Below are 21,621 nucleotides of genomic sequence, written 5' to 3' on the forward strand. Positions count from 1 at the left end.
TTAGGAGCATTACAAATGGCAAGTAAAAAAGCAGGCGGCAGCACCCGCAACGGTCGCGATTCAGAAGCCAAACGCTTGGGCGTTAAAGCCTACGGCAACGAGCTGATTCCCGCAGGTTCCATCATCGTACGCCAACGCGGTACCAAATTCCACGCAGGCGACAACGTAGGCATGGGCAAAGACCACACTTTGTTCGCCAAAGTTGACGGTTATGTCGAATTCAAAACCAAAGGCGCGCTGAACCGTAAAACTGTCAGCATCCGTCCTTACACCGGTTCTGAAGAATAATCCAACCGATACCTGAAGCCGCATCTTTTCACGATGCGGTTTTTTATATACCCCATACCCGATTTGATACACATTAAGCTGAAAGTAAAAATCCGCATACACCCTCCCCTGCATATTTCTTCAACAGCGGGTTTTGATATAATCGCCTATCTATTACAGATAGTTCAAACGGCATTCAAACCCTTACAAATGCCGTCTGAAATCATCGGCATCCGCCTATGCAAAGGATATTTTATGAGTTTACACAGCGACATCCTCGTCGTCGGCGCAGGCCCGGCGGGTTTAAGTTTTGCAGCCGAACTTGCCGGCAGCGGTTTGAAAGTTACCCTGATCGAACGCAGCCCACTGACTGTTCTGCAAAATCCTCCATATGACGGACGCGAAATCGCCCTGACCCATTTTTCCCGCGAAATCATGCAGCGTTTGGGTGTGTGGGACAAAATTCCCGAAAACGAAATCTACCCTTTGCGCGATGCTAAAGTGCTGAACGGACGTTCCGACTACCAGCTCCACTTTCCCCAACCGACTGAAGCGCGCGGCGAACCTGCCGACTGTTTGGGCTATCTGATTTCCAACCACAATATCCGCCGCGCTGCCTACGAAGTCGTATCCCAACTCGACAACATTACCATTCTGACCGATACGGCCGTTAAAGAAGTCAAAACATCTGATAATGAAGCGCAAGTCTTTTTGGAAAATGGAGACATTCTGACCGCGCGTCTCCTTTTGGCAGCAGACAGCCGTTTCTCACAAACCCGCCGACAACTCGGTATTTCTTCAGATATGCACGACTACAGCCGAACCATGTTCGTCTGCCGCATGAAACATACTCTTTCCAACCAGCACACTGCTTACGAATGCTTCCATTACGGGCGCACCATTGCCCTGCTGCCCTTGGAAGAACACCTGACCAATACCGTCATTACCGTCGATACCGATAAAATCAACATCGTTCAAAACCTTTCGCCCGAAGAATTGGCGGCAAGCGTAAAAGAACAGCTCAAGGGCAGGCTCGGCGATATGGAACTGGTCAGCAGCATCCACCATTACCCCCTTGTCGGCATGATTGCCAAACGTTTCTACGGCAAACGCAGCGCGCTGATCGGCGATGCCGCCGTCGGTATGCACCCCGTTACCGCACACGGTTTCAACTTGGGGCTTTCCAGCGCAGATATTCTGGCCAAACTGATTATCGAAGCCGAACAGCGCGGTCAAGACATCGGTGCATCTTCATTACTGGAAAAATACAGTAACAAACATATGCTGCATGCCCAGCCGCTTTATCACGGAACCAATATGATGCTGAAACTGTTTACCAATGAAACCGCACCGGCAAAACTGTTGCGCGGCTTGGTATTGCGTGCCAGCAACAATTTCCCGCCGCTGAAAAAGCTGATTACCAAACAACTGACCGGTTAAAATCATATAAAAAATGCCGTCTGAAACATGTTCAGACGGCATTTTATTTGACTGCCTACTATATTGCCGTTCAAGTTCGACAGACAAATCCATTACCCTGTATAAATTGACTGATTACACAATATCATCTGACACCGACTAAAAATAAGAAATTTACAATACTTAAAAACAAAGCCTCCGAACAGTCGGAGGCTTTGTTTGCCAAACGGAAATTATTTCAGTTTAGTTTCTTTATACACTACGTGTTTGCGGGCAACTGGGTCAAATTTTTTGATTTCCAATTTGCCGGGCATAGTGCGTTTGTTTTTGGTAGTGGTATAGAAATGACCAGTACCTGCACTGGATTCCAGTTTGATTTTATCGCGCATTGCAGTAATCCTTAACTAAGGGTTTAAATTAAGCTTCACCGCGAGCACGCAAATCAGCCAATACGACATCAATGCCTACTTTGTCGATGGTACGCAGAGCGGCGTTAGAAACGCGCAGGCGAACCCAGCGGTTTTCACTTTCTACCCAAAAACGACGTGATTGCAAGTTGGGCAAAAAACGGCGTTTGGTTTTGTTGTTGGCGTGTGATACGTTGTTGCCAGACATCGGGCGCTTACCGGTCACTTTGCAAACTCGTGCCATGGTCAGTCTCCAAACTTCTAAAATAGTAAAACGTAGTTTATACCACGAAAAACAGTGTTAGTTCAAGTGTTTTAGAGAAAAACGGCTGTTTTACGCGAATTATCCTGCCGATTGTTGCATTCGGGAAACGTTTGCCGATACGAAACAGACGGAATGCGATTATAGCGGATTTCACAGATACCTGCATTCTAAATACTGTCCGAACATGTTTCCACATGTGTTTTCAGACGGCATTTTAGTCGAGGCAGGGAGTATTAATGCCCTCCCCCTCCATTATTGTGGAACGGCGGTTTTGCCAGCCATATGACGGGTATCATGATAATGAATAACAAGCTGCCCGCCATAAAGATTTCGTTCGAGCTGATGATGAAGCCCTGTTGCGTGATGGTGTTGTTGATGATGCCTAGGGTTTGACTGTCGGAAATGCCTTGTTGGGACAAATGAGCGGCCGTTTCATGCAATGTCGCGGAATATGGCGTGATATGTTCGGCAAAGCGTGTGTGGTGCAACGCTTCACGCCGTTCCCACAGGGTACTGACGAATGATACGCCGACACCGCCCATCAGCACGCGCAAGAAATTCGACAAGCTGCTGGCAGCGGCAATCTGCCCTCCCTTCATGTGTGATAGGGTGATGGTCGTCAGCGGCAGAAAAAACATGGCGACACCGACACCTTGCCAAAACTGAGGCCAGATGACGTTGCCGATATCCATATCGGCATAAAAATCCGTACGCCAATAGAAAGTAAAGGCAAAGGTCAGGAAGCTGGCGGTTACGAGCAGGCGCATATCGGCCTTGTTGCCGAATCTGCCGATAATGGGTGACAGGAAAACAGGCAGGATGCCGACAGGTGCGGCGGCAAGCCCTGCCCACGTGGAGGTATAGCCCAGGTTGGTCTGCAACACTAACGGCAGCAGGGTCAGCGTCCCCATATACACCATAAAACCCAATGATGTGGCAATTACGCCGACGGTAAAATTCCGATCTTTAAACAGCGATAAATCGACTATCGGGTATTTTTCGCCCAATTCCCAAACAATAAAATACGACAAGCACACCAGTGCGACTACGCCCAAGGTAATGATTTCTCCAGAGGCGAACCAGTCAAGTTCCTTACCCCTGTCCAGCATCATCTGTAACGCGCCGATACCGACTACCATCAATGTAAGCCCGACATAGTCGGTCGGCATTTTAACGGTTTCCGTTTCCCGATATTTCAAATGTTTCCATGTAATCCATGCCGATATGATACCGATGGGGATATTAATGAAGAAAATCCAACCCCAATGCCAGTTGCCGGAAATCCAACCGCCGAGTATCGGCCCGAGGACGGGGGCGACAACGACGGTCATTGCCCACAACGCCAGTGCCAGCGTCCGTTTTGCGGGCGGATAGGATGCCATTAACAGGCTTTGCGACAAGGGAATCAGCGGCCCGGCGATAAAGCCCTGCAAAATGCGGAAAACAACCAGCGACTGAAGGTTGGGCGAGATGCCGCACAGCCACGATGTGATGACGAAACCGACGGCGGCGGCGGTAAACAGTTTGACCTCGCCGATACGTTTTGCCAAAAATCCCGTTAACGGCACGGAAACGGCGTTTGCCACAGCAAAAGAAGTAATGACCCACGTCCCCTGAGTGGTTGCCGCACCGAGATTGCCGGCGATAACGGGAACGGCGACATTGGCGATAGTCGTATCTAAAACTTCCATAAATACGGCAAGCCCCAAAGACAGCGTAATCCATACCAATGCCGCACCTTTAAGCGGTGGATAATCCATTGTGTCCTCCGTTTCAGACGGCATCAATGCGCGTATTGCTCAAGAATTTCGTCCACCAGTCTGTCAGCTTCCGACCAATCCGTGCCTTCAGTTTCCGGCAACACGGCATCCGGCGTTTTTGAAATAGGCGCGCCTGCGGCGGAAGTATCCACTTTTACCGTCATCGACAAACCGATACGCAACGGATGCCTGTCCACATCTTCGCGGTTCAGCACGATACGGACGGGGACGCGTTGGACGACTTTAATCCAGTTGCCCGTTGCGTTTTGCGCCGGAATCAGCGAAAACGCGCTGCCCGTACCTGCCGAAAACCCTGCCACCCTGCCGCGATAAACAATTTGTTTGCCGTACAAATCGGACACCAGCTCGGCAGGCTGTCCGATTTTCATATGCCGCAACTGCGTCTCTTTAAAATTGGCATCCACCCACACATCCGACAGCGGCACCACCGCCATCAGCGGCGCGCCTGCCGCCACCTGCTGCCCGACCTGCACCGAACGCTTTGCCACCTGACCGTCCGCCGGCGCGCGGATTTGCGTCCGCTGAAGGTTCAACCACGCATCTTTCAACCTGCTGACTGCCGTCTGAACCGCCGGCTGTTCGCGCAAAGCGACCTGACCACCCAAAGCCGCACGCGCCGAAGATTCTTCCGCCAAAGCCGCCTTAACTGCCGCCTGAGCCTGAGACACTGCCGCACGGGCATGTGCCAGCTCTTCGGCGGACACGGCTCCTGATTCCGCTAAAGCAGACCGGCGGCGCAAATCATCCTGCGCGCGCGCCAAATCCGCACGGCGCAAAGCAACCTGCGCCCCCGCCTGCGAAGTGGCGGCATTTTGCTGGCGGTTTTGCCGCACCGCCTGAATCAGCTCGTTTTTTGCCCGTTCATACGCCAACACATAATTGCCGTCGTCCAATACGACCAACACATCACCTTTCTTCACAACATCCGTATCATCATGCAAGACCTTCCGCACCGTACCGCCCGTTTGCGGCGTAATCTGAACCACGCGTCCGGCAACATAAGCGTCTTCCGTTTCCTCTTCGTGCTGCCACCATAAAAAAAACGCCGATACGGCGGCGACGGCGGCAAGCGCGAACAGCAGCGTCAATGCCGTCAGGCGGCGTTTGCGTTTGGCTTGCGTGTTTTGAAGTTTTGTTTCGTCTGTGTGCGTATCCATAAGATTGGGTTCCGAATTTCCTGATTTCATATAAACAATGTTCTTTCAATAGGAAGCAGATTCTATATCCGCGCAATAACGCAATCAAGTCAGTATTTTAGATGCAATATTCAAAAAACAACGCTTCAGGCGGCAAAACTGAAAATATATTTCGTTTATATAGTGGATTAACAAAAATCAGGGCAAGGCGACGAAGCCGCAGACAGTACAAATAGTACGGAACCGATTCACTTGGTGCTTCAGCACCTTAGAGAATCGTTCTCTTTGAGCTAAGGCGAAGCAACGCCGTACTGGTTTTTGTTAATCCACTATATATGACACGGAAAACGCCGCCGTCCAAACCATGCCGTCTGAAGAAAACTACACAGATACCGCCGCTTATATTACAATCGCCGCCCCGTGGTTCGAAAACCTCCCACACTAAAAAACTAAGGAAACCCTATGTCCCGCAATACCGAAGAGCTGCAAGGCATCTCGCTTTTGGGTAATCAGAAAACCCGATATCCGATTGGCTACGCGCCTGAAATTCTCGAAGCATTCGACAACAAACATCCCGACAACGACTATTTCGTCAAATTCGTCTGCCCCGAATTCACCAGCCTCTGCCCCATGACCGGGCAGCCCGACTTCGCCACCATCTACATCCGCTACATTCCGCACATCAAAATGGTGGAAAGCAAATCCCTGAAACTCTACCTCTTCAGCTTCCGCAACCACGGCGATTTTCATGAGGACTGCGTCAACATCATCATGAAAGACCTCATTGCCCTGATGGATCCGAAATACATCGAAGTATTCGGCGAATTCACACCGCGCGGCGGCATCGCCATTCATCCTTTCACCAATTACGGCAAAGCAGGCACCGAGTTCGAAACATTGGCGCGTAAACGCCTGTTTGAGCACGACGCACAATAAACCATCCTTCCCATATTTCAGACGGCATTCCTTCGATACGATATGCCGTCTGAACGCCTTTCCGAAAGATTTTTATGTACGCATTTACCGCCGCACAGCAACAGAAGGCACTCTTCTGGTTAGTGCTTTTTCATATCCTCATCATCGCCGCCAGCAACTATCTTGTGCAGTTCCCCTTCCAAATTTTCGGCATCCACACCACTTGGGGCGCATTTTCCTTTCCCTTCATCTTCCTTGCCACCGACCTGACCGTCCGCATTTTCGGTTCGCACTTGGCACGGCGGATTATCTTTTGGGTGATGTTCCCCGCCCTTTTGCTTTCCTACATCTTTTCCGTTTTGTTCCACAACGGCAGTTGGACAGGCTTGGGCGCGCTGTCCAAATTCAATACCTTTGTCGGACGCATCGCCTTAGCCAGTTTTGCCGCCTACGCGCTCGGACAAATCCTTGATATTTTTGTATTCAACAAATTACGTCGTCTGAAAGCGTGGTGGATTGCACCGACCGCATCAACCGTCATCGGCAACGCCTTGGATACGTTGGTATTTTTCGCCGTTGCCTTCTACGCAAGCAGCGATGGATTTATGGCGGCAAACTGGCAGGGCATCGCTTTTGTCGATTACCTGTTCAAACTCACCGTCTGCACTCTCTTCTTCCTGCCTGCCTACGGCGTGATACTGAATCTGCTGACGAAAAAACTGACGGCCCTGCAAACCAAACAGGCGCAAGACCGCCCCGTGCCCTCACTGTAAAATCCGTAAAACAGCCCTGCCTGGAATCGGGACGGTTGGGTTTTCTTTTATAGTGGATTAACAAAAATCAGGACAAGGCGACGAAGCCGCAGACAGTACAGATAGTACGGATAGTACGGAACCGATTCACTTGGTGCTTCAGCACCTTAGAGAATCGTTCTCTTTGAGCTGAAGCGAGGCAACGCCGTACTGGTTTTTGTTAATCCACTATATTTGCAAACACTGCCGGAACGGATAAATTCGGACTCCCGCCACTTCGTCATTCCCGCGAAAGCGGGAATCCGGTGTGTTGGGTTTCAGTCATTTCCGATAAACTCCTGCCGCGTTGTATTTCTAGATTCCCGCTTTCGCGAGAATGACGGCAGTGCTTCCTTGGCTTAGTTTTATTTTAACCAACTGCAAATGCCGTCTGAAAACCTGTTTGCAGGTTTTCAGACGGCATTGTTTTCGTCGCCGGTTCAAACTTCAATCCGATTGCGACACGGTAACCGGTATGCCGCGCAAGCGCGCAAGCAGCGCGTCCGCCTGCTGTTTCTGCGCGGCAAACGCCGCCTTGTCCGCCTGCGTCAATTCGGGTGTCGGCAATGCGACCGAAACAGGATTGACGGGCTGCCCGTTGATGCGCGCCTCGTAATGCAGGTGCGGCCCGGTCGAACGCCCGGTCGAACCGACAAAACCGATGACCTCGCCGCCGCGCACATTGCCTTGTGCCTGCGAAAACGCGCTCAAGTGCGCATACAGCGTTTCCACACCGTTGGCGTGGCGTATCATCACCGCGTTGCCGTAGCCACCCTTCCGGCCTTTAAAGGTAATCACGCCGTCGGCGGAAGCCCTGACCGGCGTTCCCTGCGGTGCGGCATAATCGATGCCCGTGTGCAGCCGCCAAGTGTGCAGGATGGGGTGCATACGGTAGCCGAACGGCGAAGAAATGCGGGTGTAAACCAGCGGTTCGATGTTGAACCCTGTTTTCTGTTGTACGACTGTACCGTCTTGATCGTAATAGTTGCCGCCTTCCGAATCTTTGCTGCCGGAACGGTAATAAAACGCCCGATAGCTTGTGCCGCCTTTGACGACTTCCGCCGCCAAAATATCGCCCGCCGCCACCTGCTGCCCGTGGAAATACAGGCTGTCGTAAAGTAGGCGCACGGCATCGCCTTCCTTCAAACCGTCAAGGCTGAAGCGGCCGGCGAAAATCCCACTTAAGGATTCGCGGATTTCGACGGGCACTTCCGCCCGCGCCAGCGAACCGCGCGCCGACGTCTTAACCACGACCGAACGCAGCGTCGGCAAAACCTTCATATCCGCCTCAGAAGCCGACCGCCGCCATATGCCGCCTTTCTTTTCCAAAGCGACCAAATTGCGCTCGCCGTCTTCGTCGGTAAAAAACTGCACTTCGCGCGCGCCGCCGTCGCCGCCGACCAAAACATGAACCGACTGGTCGGCACGCAAATGCCGCAAATCGGCTTCGCCGCCATATTTTTCCGTGATTCGGGCAATCTCGTCCCGCGCCATACCCGAACGCGCCAGCACGTCCGCCAGCGAGTCGCCCGGCTGCACCGCCTCCTGCACCCAATATGCCGTCTGAACACCGCTGCCGCCCCAAGACAGCGGCGGCAGATTTTGTTCCACGCGCTGCGGTCTGACGCGCTCCGTCCTCTCTGTCGAAGCAATGTATGCCGCCGACACCAAAATAATCGAAACGGCAAGCGCACGCAGCGCGTATTTCCGATGTTTTGCCGAAAGTGGGAAGACAGCCATATTGTTCCTTTTTGACGGCGTTTGCGCCGAATCCTCTATAATGTTGCGCCTGACCTGCATTTCTGAAACGCCAAACGATGAAACTCACCCTCACCATTCCCTCGCTAAATTTGGATGAAGACGAAATCCGAATACCTCTATGCCTGCACGCTTTCAACAAAATCCTGCAATACGGCTCGCTGCACCGCCAAAGCTGCACGGCTTCGGCATTTTACGCGCGTTATTTGTGGTGCGGCAGACTGGTGGAACGCGCGGCGCAAAGCCTGAATATGCCGTCTGAAGCCGTCGCGCTCGCCACGCCCGTCTGGCAAAAGATGGGGATGCATCAGGCAAATGTGCTGACGGCGGAATATCTGAACGTCGGTACGGATGAAGCGGAACGGCTCTGCCGCGACCTGTCGGCGTTTTACGGCGATATTCCGTGGCGTTTCGTTCCCGTCCTGCCCGAATTATGGCTGGTTTCCCTTCCCCGCGCGTACCGCTGGGGCGCGAAGCCCGTTTTGGACTTGGGCGGATTGTTGGGCGCGGACGATCAGCCGGACGGAGAAGATGCGGTAACGTGGTTGCGCGTCCAAACCGAAATCCAAATGTGGCTGGCCGCGCATCCCGTCAACCATAACCGCAAAAAACGCGGGCTGCCCGAATTGAACGGCTTATGGTTTTGGGACGGCACAAACGGCGGCGCGCAAGGCGGCACGCTTTTCGCCGATACGGTTTGGAGCCGTTTCCACCCCGACCGCCGCGCATTGCCCGACAACTTCCGCGCCTATGAAGAAACGGCGGCATACCTGCCCGACACGCACCATATCCTGTTTATGGACGATTTGCGCCTGACCGCCCTGACAGGGGACAGGGAGCGGTATGCGGCAATATTGCAGCAGTGGGAAGAACGCTGGTTCGCACCGCTTTACGAAGCCGTCCGCATCGGCAAAATCAAACGGCTGGACATCGCCACGGACGGACAACACGGCGGTACGCTGACCTTCAAACCCGCTGACAGGTGGAAATTTTGGCGCGGCGCGAAAACCTTTGACGGAATCTGGTGAACCCGCCTGCCGCAACCGCGACAATGCCGTCTGAAGCCCGAATCGGGTTTCAGACGGCATTTCCGTATCCGTTCAGACCTGACGTGCCGACCAACCATTCACACGCCGTTCCACCGCTTCGGCACTCAAGCCCAAATCGTCTAAAAGTTTTTTCGGATCGCCGTGTCCGGTTACGGTATCGGCAACGCCCAAAAGCAAAACGGGTTTGCAGATGCCGTGTTTCGCCAACACTTCCAGCACCGCGCCGCCTGCGCCGCCCTGTTCGGCGTTTTCTTCAAGGGTAACGATGCGGTCGTGGCTTCGGGCAAGGTGGACAATCAACTCTTCGTCTATCGGTTTGACAAAGCGCATATCGGCGACGGTGGCGTTCAGTTTTCCGGCGACCGCCAATGCAGGGGCGACCATACTGCCAAAGGCAATGAAGGCGGTTTTCTCACCTTCGCGGCGGATAATGCCCTTGCCGATTTCCACGGTTTCCATGCCGTCTGAAACCGGCACGCCCGTACCCGTGCCGCGCGGATAGCGGACGGCGGCGGGCGCGTCTGCCTGATAGCAGGTCGAAAGCAGCAGGCGGCATTCGTTTTCATCGCTCGGCGCGGCGACAATCATGTTCGGCACGCAGCGCAAAAAGCTCAAATCGTACAGACCGGCGTGGGTCGGGCCGTCCGCACCGACGATGCCCGCACGGTCAACGGCAAACAAAACGGGCAGGTTTTGCAGGGCGATGTCGTGCACCAGTTGATCGTAGGCGCGTTGTAAAAAGGTGGAATAAATCGCCACGACGGGCTTCATCCCTTCGCAAGCCAAACCGCCGGCAAAGGTAACGGCGTGCTGCTCGGCAATGCCGACGTCGAAATAGCGGTCGGGGAATCGTTGTTCAAACTCCACCAGTCCACTGCCCTCGCGCATGGCGGGGGTAATCGCAACCAGTCGGGAATCTGCCGCCGCCCGGTCGCACAGCCATTTGCCGAACACTTGGGTATAGGTCGGTTTGGCGGCGGGCTTGGGTTCTTTTTCAGACGGCATTTGCGCCGCGCCTTCTTTGGGCAGCTTGGCGACGGCGTGGTATTTGACGGGGTCGTTTTCGGCGAGTTTGTAGCCGTTGCCTTTTTTGGTGATGACGTGCAGCAACTGAGGGCCTTTGCGGCTGCGCAAGTCTTTCAATACGTCCACCAGATTTTCGACGTTGTGTCCGTCCACGGGGCCGGTGTAGCGGAAGCCGAAGTTTTCAAACAGCGACAGCGACTGTTTGGCGTGTTCGGCTTCTTCGGCAAGGGTTTTGATTTTGTGTTCGACTTTTTGGGCAAGCTCCATCGCGCCGGGTATCTTGTCTAATACCTTGCCCGTTTGCGCTTTGACGGTACTCAACAGTCCGTGCATATCGCGCACGACGTTGCTGGCAAGGTATTTCGGCAGTGCGCCAACGTTGGGGGAAATCGACATTTCGTTGTCGTTGAGGACGACCAGCAGATCCACATCCATATCGCCCGCGCAATTTAAGGCTTCAAACGCCTGCCCCGCCGTCATCGCGCCGTCGCCGATGATGGCGACGCTGCGGCGGTCGCTGCCCAACTGTTTGTCCGCCGCCGCCATACCTAAAGCCGCGCCGATGGAGGTAGAGGAATGCCCCACGCCGAACGCGTCGTACTCGGACTCGCAACGTTTCGGAAAACCCGCCAAACCGCCATATTGGCGCATCGTGTGCATCTGGTTTTTGCGGCCGGTGAGGATTTTGTGCGGATAACTTTGATGCCCGACATCCCACACCAGCTTGTCTTCGGGCGTGTTGTAAACGTAGTGCAGCGCAACCGTCAGTTCGACCGCGCCCAAATTGCTGGCGAAATGCCCGCCGGTCTGCCCGACGGATTCCAACAGAAAGGCGCGCAACTCGCCGGCAAGGCGCGGCAGCTGTTTTTTGTCCAGACGGCGCAGGTCTTGCGGGCTGTCAATCAGGTCAAGTAGGGGGCTTGGGTTCATGGTGTGTCTTTTTTATGTGTCGTCCGGGTGCAACGGTCAATTATATATCAAGAGCGTGCGGCTGACGGCTGATTTTGCCGTATGTCATTCGTCCTGCCGCTTGGCGCGCGGGTGGGCTTCGTCATAGAGGCGGGCGATGTGGTCGAAATCGAGCTTGGTATAAATCTGCGTGGTCGAAAGGCTGCTGTGTCCGAGCAGCTCCTGCACCGCCCTGATGTCGCGCGAAGCCTGCAACAGGTGTCCGGCGTAGCTGTGGCGCATCATATGCGGCGAAACGTGCCTGCCGTCGCCGTATTGCGCCGCCCACGATTCGAGGCGTTTTTGGATTTGGCGTTGGCTCAGGCGCGTGCCGTTCCTGCCGGTAAACAGGGCTTTGCCGTCCGATGCCGTCTGACGCAGCGGCAGATAGTTTTTCAGGGCTTCCACGCTTTTGCCGGTCAGCGGCACCTGCCGCTGCTTGCGCCCTTTACCGGTAACGTGTACCCAACCTTCGTCCAGCCATATGTCCGCCGTGTCCAAGCCGTGTATCTCGCTCACGCGCAAACCGCTGCCGTACATCAGCTCGAACAGCGCGTGATCGCGCACCGCCAACGGGTTGCCGCCGTCCACGGGCAAATCCAGCATCCGGTTCAGCCATTCCTGCGGTAGGGCTTTGGGTACGCGCTCGGGCTGCTTCGGCGGTTTGATGTCGGCGGTCGGGTCGGTATGCAGCAGACCTCGTTTGACCAGCCAGACACAATACTGCCGCCACGCCGACAGCTTGCGTGCCAGCGTCCGACCAGCCAAACCGCGCTGAGACAGCCGCCGCAACGCCGCCGTAAAATCGCGCCGCGACAAATCCTGCGGCACGCCGCCTTCAGCTTCAGACGGCATTTGTGCCAACAGCGCAAACAGTTCTTCCAAATCGCGCCGGTATGCCGCAACCGTGTGTTCCGACTTGCCCTCGCGCACGATGTTTTCCAAATAAGCGTCAAAATGCGCCGCAAACCCGTCCAAAACCATAACCGTCCCACACAAATATCAAAAAACCAGTGAAAACATTATAATAAACGACACACCAAAACCCCGAACCACCCAAAATCCGACCCGTCCGCCCGCCGTTATCGTTAACATAAAATCAATGTAGCGGTTTGTAGTTTTTTGCCGCAAAAAACATTATAATCCAACTTATTTACCCCCACTGCCCAAGGAGACAAAAATGGCACTCGTATCCATGCGCCAACTGCTCGACCACGCCGCCGAAAACAGCTACGGTCTGCCCGCGTTCAACGTCAACAACCTCGAACAAATGCGCGCCATTATGGAAGCCGCCGACCAAGTCAACGCGCCCGTCATCGTACAGGCGAGCGCAGGTGCGCGCAAATACGCGGGCGCGCCGTTTTTGCGCCACCTGATTCTGGCGGCTGTCGAAGAATTTCCGCACATCCCCGTCGTGATGCACCAAGACCACGGCGCATCGCCCGACGTGTGCCAACGCTCCATCCAACTGGGCTTCTCCTCCGTGATGATGGACGGCTCGCTGATGGAAGACGGCAAAACCCCTTCTTCTTATGAATACAACGTCAACGCCACACGTACCGTGGTTAACTTCTCCCACGCTTGCGGCGTGTCCGTCGAAGGCGAAATCGGCGTATTGGGCAACCTCGAAACCGGCGAAGCAGGCGAAGAAGACGGTGTAGGCGCAGTGGGCAAACTTTCGCACGATCAAATGCTGACCAGCGTCGAAGATGCCGTACGCTTCGTTAAAGACACCGGCGTGGATGCGCTCGCCATCGCCGTCGGCACCAGCCACGGCGCATACAAATTCACCCGTCCGCCCACAGGCGACGTATTGCGTATCGACCGCATCAAAGAAATCCACCAAGCCCTGCCCAATACACACATCGTGATGCACGGCTCCAGCTCCGTTCCGCAAGAATGGCTGAAAGTCATCAACGAATACGGCGGCAATATCGGCGAAACCTACGGCGTGCCGGTTGAAGAAATCGTCGAAGGCATCAAACACGGCGTGCGCAAAGTCAACATCGATACCGACCTGCGCCTTGCTTCCACCGGCGCGGTACGCCGCTACCTTGCCGAAAACCCGTCCGACTTCGACCCGCGCAAATACCTGAGCAAAACCATTGAAGCGATGAAACAAATCTGCCTTGACCGTTACCTCGCGTTCGGCTGCGAAGGTCAGGCAGGCAAAATCAAACCGGTTTCCTTGGAAAAAATGGCAAACCGTTATGCCAAGGGCGAATTGAACCAAATCGTCAAATAACAGGTTGCCTGTAAACAAAATGCCGTCTGAACCGTTGTTCGGACGGTATTTGATTTTTGCTTCTTTGACCTGCCTCATTGATGCAGTATGCAAAAAAGATACCGCAACCAAAACGTTTATATATTATCTATTCTGTGTATGACTGGGAGCAAACCTGTGAACCGAACTGCCTTCTGCTGCCTTTCCCTGACCGCCGCCCTGATTCTGACCGCCTGCAGCAGCGGAGGCGGCGGAAGCGGAGGTGTCGCCGCCGACATCGGCACGGGGCTTGCCGATGCACTAACTGCGCCGCTCGACCATAAAGACAAAGGTTTGAAATCCCTGACATTGGAAGACTCTATTCCCCAAAACGGAACACTAACCCTGTCGGCACAAGGTGCGGAAAAAACTTTCAAAGCCGGCGACAAAGACAACAGCCTCAACACGGGCAAACTGAAGAACGACAAAATCAGCCGCTTCGACTTTGTGCAAAAAATCGAAGTGGACGGACAAACCATCACGCTGGCAAGCGGCGAATTTCAAATATACAAACAGGACCACTCCGCCGTCGTTGCCCTACAGATTGAAAAAATCAACAACCCCGACAAAATCGACAGCCTGATAAACCAACGCTCCTTCCTTGTCAGCGGTTTGGGCGGAGAACATACCGCCTTCAACCAACTGCCCGGCGGCAAAGCCGAGTATCACGGCAAAGCATTCAGCTCCGACGACCCGAATGGCAGGCTGCACTACTCCATTGATTTTACCAAAAAACAGGGTTACGGCAGAATCGAACACCTGAAAACGCCCGAGCAGAATGTCGAGCTTGCCGCCGCCGAACTCAAAGCAGATGAAAAATCACACGCCGTCATTTTGGGCGACACGCGCTACGGCAGCGAAGAAAAAGGCACTTACCACCTCGCCCTTTTCGGCGACCGCGCCCAAGAAATCGCCGGCTCGGCAACCGTGAAGATAGGGGAAAAGGTTCACGAAATCGGCATCGCCGGCAAACAGTAGCATTTGAAAAATGCCGTCCGAACACGATAATTTACCGTTCGGACGGCATTTTTGCGCCATACCGCCCTAGGATACGACGGCACGGCAGGCAAGCCGGTTTCACTATATAATGCCGTCTGAACCAACGAGAACCACACCATGCAAGCCGATTTCAACCGCCCCGTCCTCGCCGTCGATACCGGAACTTCCTATTTGTCGCTCGCGCTGCGCGCCGACGGCGAAACCCACCTGTTCCATCAAGAGGCCGGCAGCCGCCAATCCGAACTGATCCTGTCGGAAATCCGCACTCTATTCCGAAATGCGGGCATTACCGCCGCCGATTTGGGGGCGATTGTTTATGCGAAAGGTCCCGGCGCGTTTACGGGACTGCGTATCGGCATCGGCGTGGCGCAAGGTTTGGCAACGCCGTTTGATACCCCCTTAATCGGCGTACCCTCGCTCGATGCCGCCGCCTCGCTGCCGCCGCCGCAAAGCTGCATACTCGCCGCTGCGGACGCGCGTATGGGCGAAGTGTTTTATGCGTGGTTCGACACGCTGAACCGCCGCCGTTTGAGCGATTATCAAGTCGGTAGGGCGGCAGACATTGCCCTCCCCGAGGGACACGTCTTTTCAGACGGCATCGGCAATGCGTTCGCGCTGGAAAACCGTCCGCCCTTCGCAGGCAAACCCGATATGCCGACTGCCGCCGACTTTCTCAATCTGGCGGCGGAAGGCGGTTTTCCCGCCGTCGCTGCGGCACACGCCGAGCTGCTCTACGTCCGCAACAAAATCGCCCTGACTGCCAAAGAACAGGCGGAACGGAGGGCGCGTCCGTGAACATCCGCCGCGCCTCACCGTCCGACTGCGCCGCACTCGCCGCGCTCGATGCCGTCTGCAACCCGTCCGCGTGGACGCAACGCCAATTTGAATCCGCACTCGTTTCGCCGTCCGAACAGGTTTTCTTTGCGGAAAAAGACGGCAGGATTGCCGCCTTTATCGTTTGGCAGAACCTGCCCGATGAATCTGAACTGCACCTGATTGCCACCGCTTTGGAATACCGCCGCCGGGGTGTCGCGTCCGCCCTGCTCGAATATTGGTTCGCACATATGCCTGAAGGCACGCAACGCCTGCTGCTCGAAGTCCGCGCGAGCAACGCAGCCGCACACTCGCTGTACGCGGCACACGGCTTTACCGATGCGGGCAGGCGGAAAAACTATTACCGTACAGCCGACGGTAAAACCGAAGATGCCGTCTTAATGGAGAAAATATGTTAAGCGCGCGCTACCTCCACCTGCACGAAGCTTTGGGCTTGGGCCCGATGTGGCTGAAACAGACCGCCGTCGTCCTGCCGCCCAAAAACACACCCGCAATCCCGACACAGGCACGTCCCCAAACCGTCCGTGCCGCGCCGATTCGCCCTTCCCAACCCCATAACGTTCAGGCGCGGCTCGAAACGATGAAAGCGTTGGAAACCGCCGCCGTACCTACGCGCAAACCCGCGCCTGAAACCGAAACGCCCCCGCCCGGCCTTTCAGACGGCATCGCCCCCGTTCCCGCCACTTCGGGCATCACCAAGCTTGCCGTCGTCAGCCTGTGTCCGCCGATCGAGGATGCGGTTTACGGGCAACTGTTCCACGGCAAAGCGGGTGTTCTGCTCGACAACATACTCAAAGCCGTAGGACTGGATGCCGCTTATGTACACAAGACCAGCTGGGTGAAAACCGCCGCCGTCGGCAACCCGATGCCGTCTGAACAGGCCGTCGCGAATGCGCTGGGTCAAATCGCCCGCGAACTCGACGGCTGCCGCGCCCCGGCTGTCCTTTTCCTCGGGCAGGCTTTTGTCCAGCCTGAACGGCAAACGATGATTGAAACTTTGTGCGGCAGCCGTCCCTTCTTCATCATCGACCATCCCGCCCAGCTGTTGCGCCAACCCGAACTCAAAGCCCGAAACTGGCAGGTGTTGAAACAGTTGAAACGCGCCTTGCGGCAAGGCGGCGGCAGTTGAAGCGCGCCGCACGGGGCGGTAGAATCACCACTGCATCGCAATACCTGACAGAAAGCACAAAATGACCGATTTCCGCCAAGATTTCCTTAAATTCTCCCTCGCCCAAAACGTCTTAAAATTCGGCGAATTTACCACCAAGGCAGGACGGCAGTCGCCTTACTTCTTCAATGCCGGCCTCTTCAACGACGGCGCGTCCACGCTGCAACTGGCAAAATTCTATGCACAATCCATCATTGAAAGCGGCATCCGATTCGATATGCTGTTCGGCCCCGCCTACAAAGGCATTATTTTGGCGGCGGCAACCGCGATGATGCTGGCGGAAAAAGGCGTGAACGTCCCGTTTGCCTACAACCGCAAAGAAGCCAAAGACCACGGCGAAGGCGGCGTGTTGGTCGGCGCGCCGCTTAAAGGCCGCGTGCTGATTATCGACGACGTGATTTCCGCCGGCACATCCGTACGCGAATCAATCAAACTGATTGAAGCGGAGGGCGCAACCCCCGCCGGTGTCGCCATCGCGCTCGACCGTATGGAAAAAGGTACGGGTGAATTGAGCGCGGTTCAGGAAGTGGAAAAACAATACGGCCTGCCCGTCGCCCCCATCGCCAGCCTGAACGATTTGTTTATCCTGTTGCAAAACAACCCCGAATTCGGACAGTTCCTCGAACCCGTCCGAGCCTACCGTCGGCAGTACGGCGTAGAATAAAAACAAAGCATATGCCGTCCGAACCGCCTTACGCCTCAGACGGCATCAAACCTGACACACACGAGGAAATACCATGCCCGCCTGTTTCTGTCCGCACTGCAAAACCCGCCTTTGGGTCAAAGAAACCCAGCTCAATGTCGCCCAAGGCTTCGTCGTCTGCCAAAAATGCGAAGGGCTGTTTAAAGCCAAAGACCATCTGGCAAGCACGAAAGAACCCATATTCAACGATTTGCCCGAAGCTGTTTCGGATGTCAAACTCGTCCACCGCATCGGCACGCACGCCATCGGCAAAAAACAGATTTCCCGCGACGAAATCGCCGGCATCCTCAACGGCGGCACAACCCCGCCCGATATTCCGCCCGCAACCACCGCCGCGCCTGCTGCGACACCCGCGCCCGTACAGACTGCCGCCCCCGCACGTCAGGAAGGGTTCAACTGGACTATTGCAACCCTGTTCGCACTTATCGTCCTCATTATGCAGCTTTCCTACCTCTTCATCCTATGAACGCGCCCGACAGCTTTGTCGCCCACTTCCGCGAAGCCGCCCCCTACATCCGCCAAATGCGCGGCACGACACTGGTCGCCGGCATAGACGGCCGCCTGCTCGAAGGCGATACCTTAAACAAGCTCGCCGCCGACATCGGGCTGTTGTCGCAACTGGGCATCCGCCTCGTCCTCATCCACGGCGCACGCCACTTCCTCGACCGCCTCGCCGCCGCGCAAGGCCGCACGCCGCATTATTGCCGGGGTTTGCGCGTTACCGACGAAACCTCGCTCGGACAGGCGCAGCAGTTTGCCGGCACCGTCCGCAGCCGTTTTGAAGCCGCATTGTGCGGCAGCGTTTCCGGGTTTGCGCGCGCGCCTTCCGTCCCGCTCGTATCGGGCAACTTCCTGACCGCCCGTCCGATAGGTGTGATTGACGGAACCGATATGGAATACGCGGGCGTTATCCGCAAAACCGACACCGCCGCCCTCCGTTTCCAACTCGACGCGGGCAATATCGTCTGGCTGCCTCCGCTCGGGCATTCCTACAGCGGCAAAACCTTCAATCTCGATATGGTGCAGGCCGCCGCTTCCGTCGCTGTCTCGCTTCAGGCCGAAAAACTCGTTTACCTGACCCTTTCAGACGGCATTTCCCGCCCCGACGGCACGCTCGCCGAAACCCTCTCGGCACAGGAGGCGCAATCGCTGGCAGAACACGCCGGCAGCGAAACGCAACGGCTGATTTCGTCCGCCGTTGCCGCGCTCGAAGGCGGCGTGCACCGCGTCCAAATCCTCAACGGGGCCGCCGACGGCAGCCTGCTGCAAGAACTCTTCACCCGCAACGGCATCGGCACATCCATTGCCAAAGAAGCCTTCGTCTCCATCCGTCAGGCGCACAGCGGCGACATTCCGCACATCGCCGCCCTCATCCGCCCGCTGGAAGAACAGGGCATCCTGCTGCACCGCAGCCGCGAATACCTCGAAAACCACATTTCCGAATTTTCCATCCTCAAACACGACGGCAACCTGTACGGTTGCGCCGCCCTGAAAACCTTTGCCGAAGCCGATTGCGGCGAAATCGCCTGCCTTGCCGTCTCGCCGCAGGCACAGGACGGCGGCTACGGCGAACGCCTGCTTGCCCACATCATCGATAAGGCGCGCAGTATGGGCATAAGCAGGCTGTTCGCCCTCTCCACAAATACCGGCGAATGGTTTGCCGAACGCGGCTTTCAGACGGCATCGGAAGACGAGTTGCCCGAAACGCGGCGCAAAGACTACCGCAACAACGGACGGAACTCGCATATTCTGGTGCGTCGCCTGCACCGCTGACCGCAACGGAAAGCCGCCGCAGAAATGCCGTCCGAACCCCGTTTCAGACGGCATTTCCCCGATGACAAAGACCTGCCCGACCCTCAAGGACTCCGATGAAATCCTACCCCGACCCCTACCGCCATTTTGAAAACCTCGATTCCGCCGAAACGCAAAACTTCGCTGCTGAAGCGAATGCCGAAACGCGTGCGCGTTTTTTGGAAAACGACAAAGCGCGCGCGCTTTCAGACGGCATTTTGAATCAAATGCAGGACACGCGGCAGATTCCGTTTTGTCAGGAACACCGCGCGCGGATGTACCATTTCCATCAGGACGCGGAATATCCGAAGGGCGTGTACCGCGTGTGTACGGCGGCGACCTACCGTTCGGGTTATCCCGAGTGGAAAATCCTGTTTTCGGTGGCGGATTTTGACGAGTTGCTCGGCGACGATGTGTATTTGGGCGGGGTGTCGCACTTGGTGGAGCAGCCCAACCGCGCGTTGTTGACCTTGAGCAAATCAGGCGGCGATACGGCGTACACGCTGGAAGTGGATTTGGAAGCAGGGGAATTGGTAGAAGGCGGTTTTCATTTTCCGGCAGGTAAAAACCATGTGTCGTGGCGCGATGAAAACAGCGTGTGGGTGTGTCCGGCTTGGGACGAACGCCAGTTGACCAAATCTGGCTATCCACGCGAAGTGTGGCTGGTGGAGCGCGGCAAAAGTTTCGAGGAAAGCCTGCCGGTGTATCAAATCGATAAAGGCGCGATGATGGTAAACGCGTGGCGTTACCTTGATCCGCAGGGTTCTCCGATTGATTTGATTGAAGCGTCGGACGGTTTTTACACCAAAACTTATTTGCAGGTGTCGGCCGAAGGCGAGGCGAAACCGTTGAACCTGCCTAATGATTGCGACGTGGTCGGCTATCTGGCCGGACATCTTTTGCTGACGCTGCGCAAGGACTGGAACCGCGCGAACCAAAGCTATCCGAGCGGCGCGCTGGTGGCGGTGAAGCTGAATCGGGGCGAACTCGGGGCGGCGCAACTTTTGTTTGCGCCCGATGAAACGCAGGCATTGGAAAGCGTGGAAACGACCAAGCGTTTTGTGGTGGCGAGCCTGCTGGAAAACGTACAAGGCCGTCTGAAAGCGTGGCGCTTTACCGATGGTAAATGGCAGGAAGTCGAGTTGCCGCGCCTGCCTTCGGGTGCGTTGGAAATGACCGACCAGCCGTGGGGCGGAGACGTAGTTTACCTTGCCGCCAGCGATTTCACTACGCCGCTGACGCTGTTTGCGCTGGATTTGAACGTGATGGAACTGACCGTCATGCGCCGTCAGCCACAGCAGTTTGATTCAGACGGCATCAACGTGCAGCAGTTTTGGACGACTTCGGCCGACGGCGAGCGCATTCCTTATTTCCACGTCGGCAAAAATGCCGCTCCCGACACGCCGACTTTGGTTTATGCCTACGGCGGTTTCGGCATTCCCGAATTGCCGCATTATCTGGGTAGCGTCGGCAAATATTGGTTGGAAGAGGGTAACGCCTTTGTGTTGGCGAACATACGCGGCGGCGGCGAATTCGGCCCGCGCTGGCATCAGGCGGCGCAAGGCGTGAGCAAACACAAAAGCGTCGATGATTTACTGGCCGTCGTGCGCGATTTGTCCGAACGCGGCATGAGTTCGCCCGAACACATCGGTTTGCAGGGCGGCAGCAACGGCGGCCTGATTACCGCCGCCGCCTTCGTGCACGAACCGCAAAGCATAGGCGCACTGGTGTGCGAAGTACCGCTGACCGACATGATCCGTTATCCGCTGCTGTCCGCCGGTTCAAGCTGGACGGACGAATACGGCAATCCGCAAAAATACGAAGTCTGCAAACGCTGGCTGGGCGAATTGTCGCCGTATCACAATCTTTCAGACGGCATCAATTATCCGCCTGTACTCATCACCACCAGCCTCAGCGACGACCGCGTCCATCCCGCCCACGCGCTCAAGTTCTACGCCAAACTGCGCGAAACCTCCGCGCAATCGTGGCTCTACTCGCCTGACGGCGGCGGCCATACCGGCAACGGCACGCAACGCGAATCCGCCGACGAAATGGCGTGCGTCTTATTGTTCCTCAAAGAATTTTTGGCATCATAAATCAA

At 55.7% G+C, this 21,621-nt stretch carries 21 protein-coding genes and 1 riboswitch; of the genes, 14 read left to right on the forward strand and 7 right to left on the reverse strand.

What is annotated here, in order from left to right; all coding sequences use genetic code 11:
- Window positions 1-15: 15 nt before the first annotated feature.
- On the forward strand, window positions 16-288 hold the full coding sequence (gene rpmA, locus Q9J32_RS06785; RefSeq protein WP_002212328.1) for a 50S ribosomal protein L27: 273 nt from the start codon (window positions 16-18) through the stop codon (window positions 286-288).
- A gap of 234 nt (window positions 289-522) precedes the next feature.
- Entirely contained in the window at window positions 523-1,707 is a 1,185-nt protein-coding gene (gene ubiM, locus Q9J32_RS06790) for a 5-demethoxyubiquinol-8 5-hydroxylase UbiM (RefSeq protein ID WP_301885596.1), read from the forward strand.
- Window positions 1,708-1,919: 212 nt separating this feature from the next.
- Here the strand turns inward: ubiM and rpmG are convergent, their stop codons facing one another.
- The 4 genes from rpmG to farA all read right to left on the reverse strand — a co-directional run bounded on the left by rpmG (window position 1,920) and on the right by farA (window position 5,296).
- Window positions 1,920-2,075 (reverse strand): 50S ribosomal protein L33, encoded by a 156-nt coding sequence (rpmG, locus tag Q9J32_RS06795; RefSeq protein ID WP_002212306.1) that lies wholly within the window; start codon window positions 2,073-2,075, stop codon window positions 1,920-1,922.
- A 28-nt stretch (window positions 2,076-2,103) separates the two neighbouring features.
- On the reverse strand, window positions 2,104-2,337 hold the full coding sequence (rpmB, locus tag Q9J32_RS06800; RefSeq protein ID WP_002216391.1) for a 50S ribosomal protein L28: 234 nt from the start codon (window positions 2,335-2,337) through the stop codon (window positions 2,104-2,106).
- A gap of 254 nt (window positions 2,338-2,591) precedes the next feature.
- Window positions 2,592-4,118, reverse strand: a complete 1,527-nt coding sequence (farB, locus tag Q9J32_RS06805; protein ID WP_301885665.1) for a fatty acid resistance MFS efflux transporter permease subunit FarB — start codon at window positions 4,116-4,118, stop codon at window positions 2,592-2,594.
- 23 nt (window positions 4,119-4,141) lie between these two features.
- Window positions 4,142-5,296 (reverse strand): fatty acid resistance MFS efflux transporter adaptor subunit FarA, encoded by a 1,155-nt coding sequence (gene farA, locus Q9J32_RS06810; RefSeq protein WP_301885597.1) that lies wholly within the window; start codon window positions 5,294-5,296, stop codon window positions 4,142-4,144.
- 393 nt (window positions 5,297-5,689) lie between these two features.
- Window positions 5,690-5,734: riboswitch (PreQ1 riboswitch) on the forward strand.
- A 3-nt stretch (window positions 5,735-5,737) separates the two neighbouring features.
- Here farA and queF point away from each other — a divergent pair.
- Both queF and Q9J32_RS06820 read left to right on the forward strand, forming a co-directional pair.
- Window positions 5,738-6,211 carry a preQ(1) synthase gene (queF, locus tag Q9J32_RS06815; protein WP_301885598.1) on the forward strand — a complete coding sequence of 158 codons (474 nt, stop codon included), beginning with the start codon at window positions 5,738-5,740 and terminating at the stop codon, window positions 6,209-6,211.
- A 74-nt stretch (window positions 6,212-6,285) separates the two neighbouring features.
- On the forward strand, window positions 6,286-6,963 hold the full coding sequence (locus tag Q9J32_RS06820; protein WP_301885599.1) for a 7-cyano-7-deazaguanine/7-aminomethyl-7-deazaguanine transporter: 678 nt from the start codon (window positions 6,286-6,288) through the stop codon (window positions 6,961-6,963).
- Window positions 6,964-7,428: 465 nt separating this feature from the next.
- Here Q9J32_RS06820 and Q9J32_RS06825 read toward each other — a convergent pair whose 3' ends face one another.
- Complete coding sequence (locus Q9J32_RS06825; protein WP_301885600.1) at window positions 7,429-8,721, reverse strand: DD-carboxypeptidase/endopeptidase Mpg; 1,293 nt, start codon at window positions 8,719-8,721, stop codon at window positions 7,429-7,431.
- 77 nt (window positions 8,722-8,798) lie between these two features.
- On the opposite strand from Q9J32_RS06825, the gene Q9J32_RS06830 reads away from it, so the two are divergent.
- A complete protein-coding gene (locus Q9J32_RS06830) occupies window positions 8,799-9,767 on the forward strand; it encodes a hypothetical protein (RefSeq protein WP_301885601.1) in 969 nt (322 codons plus the stop codon).
- 72 nt (window positions 9,768-9,839) lie between these two features.
- Here Q9J32_RS06830 and dxs read toward each other — a convergent pair whose 3' ends face one another.
- Both dxs and Q9J32_RS06840 read right to left on the reverse strand, forming a co-directional pair.
- The gene (gene dxs, locus Q9J32_RS06835; RefSeq protein WP_301885602.1) at window positions 9,840-11,744 is read right to left on the reverse strand and encodes a 1-deoxy-D-xylulose-5-phosphate synthase; all 1,905 of its coding nucleotides are present in this window, start codon (window positions 11,742-11,744) and stop codon (window positions 9,840-9,842) included.
- 84 nt (window positions 11,745-11,828) lie between these two features.
- Complete coding sequence (locus tag Q9J32_RS06840) at window positions 11,829-12,746, reverse strand: tyrosine recombinase XerC (protein ID WP_301885603.1); 918 nt, start codon at window positions 12,744-12,746, stop codon at window positions 11,829-11,831.
- Window positions 12,747-12,942: 196 nt separating this feature from the next.
- Between Q9J32_RS06840 and fba the strand changes: the two genes are divergently transcribed.
- The 9 genes from fba to Q9J32_RS06885 all read left to right on the forward strand — a co-directional run bounded on the left by fba (window position 12,943) and on the right by Q9J32_RS06885 (window position 21,616).
- Complete coding sequence (fba, locus tag Q9J32_RS06845; RefSeq protein ID WP_002219833.1) at window positions 12,943-14,007, forward strand: class II fructose-bisphosphate aldolase; 1,065 nt, start codon at window positions 12,943-12,945, stop codon at window positions 14,005-14,007.
- A gap of 156 nt (window positions 14,008-14,163) precedes the next feature.
- Entirely contained in the window at window positions 14,164-15,003 is an 840-nt protein-coding gene (locus tag Q9J32_RS06850; protein ID WP_301885604.1) for a factor H-binding protein, read from the forward strand.
- Between the two features lie 138 nt (window positions 15,004-15,141).
- Entirely contained in the window at window positions 15,142-15,819 is a 678-nt protein-coding gene (tsaB, locus tag Q9J32_RS06855) for a tRNA (adenosine(37)-N6)-threonylcarbamoyltransferase complex dimerization subunit type 1 TsaB (protein WP_301885605.1), read from the forward strand.
- Window positions 15,816-16,256 (forward strand): ribosomal protein S18-alanine N-acetyltransferase, encoded by a 441-nt coding sequence (gene rimI, locus Q9J32_RS06860; RefSeq protein ID WP_301885606.1) that lies wholly within the window; start codon window positions 15,816-15,818, stop codon window positions 16,254-16,256. The genes tsaB and rimI overlap by 4 nt, the downstream gene beginning before the upstream one ends.
- Window positions 16,250-16,987 (forward strand): uracil-DNA glycosylase family protein, encoded by a 738-nt coding sequence (locus tag Q9J32_RS06865; RefSeq protein WP_301885608.1) that lies wholly within the window; start codon window positions 16,250-16,252, stop codon window positions 16,985-16,987. Before rimI ends, Q9J32_RS06865 begins: the two co-directional genes overlap by 7 nt.
- A gap of 61 nt (window positions 16,988-17,048) precedes the next feature.
- Complete coding sequence (gene pyrE / locus Q9J32_RS06870; RefSeq protein WP_003708289.1) at window positions 17,049-17,690, forward strand: orotate phosphoribosyltransferase; 642 nt, start codon at window positions 17,049-17,051, stop codon at window positions 17,688-17,690.
- Window positions 17,691-17,763: 73 nt separating this feature from the next.
- Window positions 17,764-18,195 carry an MJ0042-type zinc finger domain-containing protein gene (locus Q9J32_RS06875; protein ID WP_301885610.1) on the forward strand — a complete coding sequence of 144 codons (432 nt, stop codon included), beginning with the start codon at window positions 17,764-17,766 and terminating at the stop codon, window positions 18,193-18,195.
- Window positions 18,192-19,502, forward strand: a complete 1,311-nt coding sequence (gene argA, locus Q9J32_RS06880; RefSeq protein ID WP_301885611.1) for an amino-acid N-acetyltransferase — start codon at window positions 18,192-18,194, stop codon at window positions 19,500-19,502. Before Q9J32_RS06875 ends, argA begins: the two co-directional genes overlap by 4 nt.
- Before the next feature lie 95 nt (window positions 19,503-19,597).
- On the forward strand, window positions 19,598-21,616 hold the full coding sequence (locus tag Q9J32_RS06885) for a prolyl oligopeptidase family serine peptidase (protein WP_301885613.1): 2,019 nt from the start codon (window positions 19,598-19,600) through the stop codon (window positions 21,614-21,616).
- Window positions 21,617-21,621: the final 5 nt, after the last annotated feature.

The organism is Neisseria uirgultaei (assembly GCF_962719845.1).
Taxonomy (GTDB): domain Bacteria; phylum Pseudomonadota; class Gammaproteobacteria; order Burkholderiales; family Neisseriaceae; genus Neisseria; species Neisseria bergeri.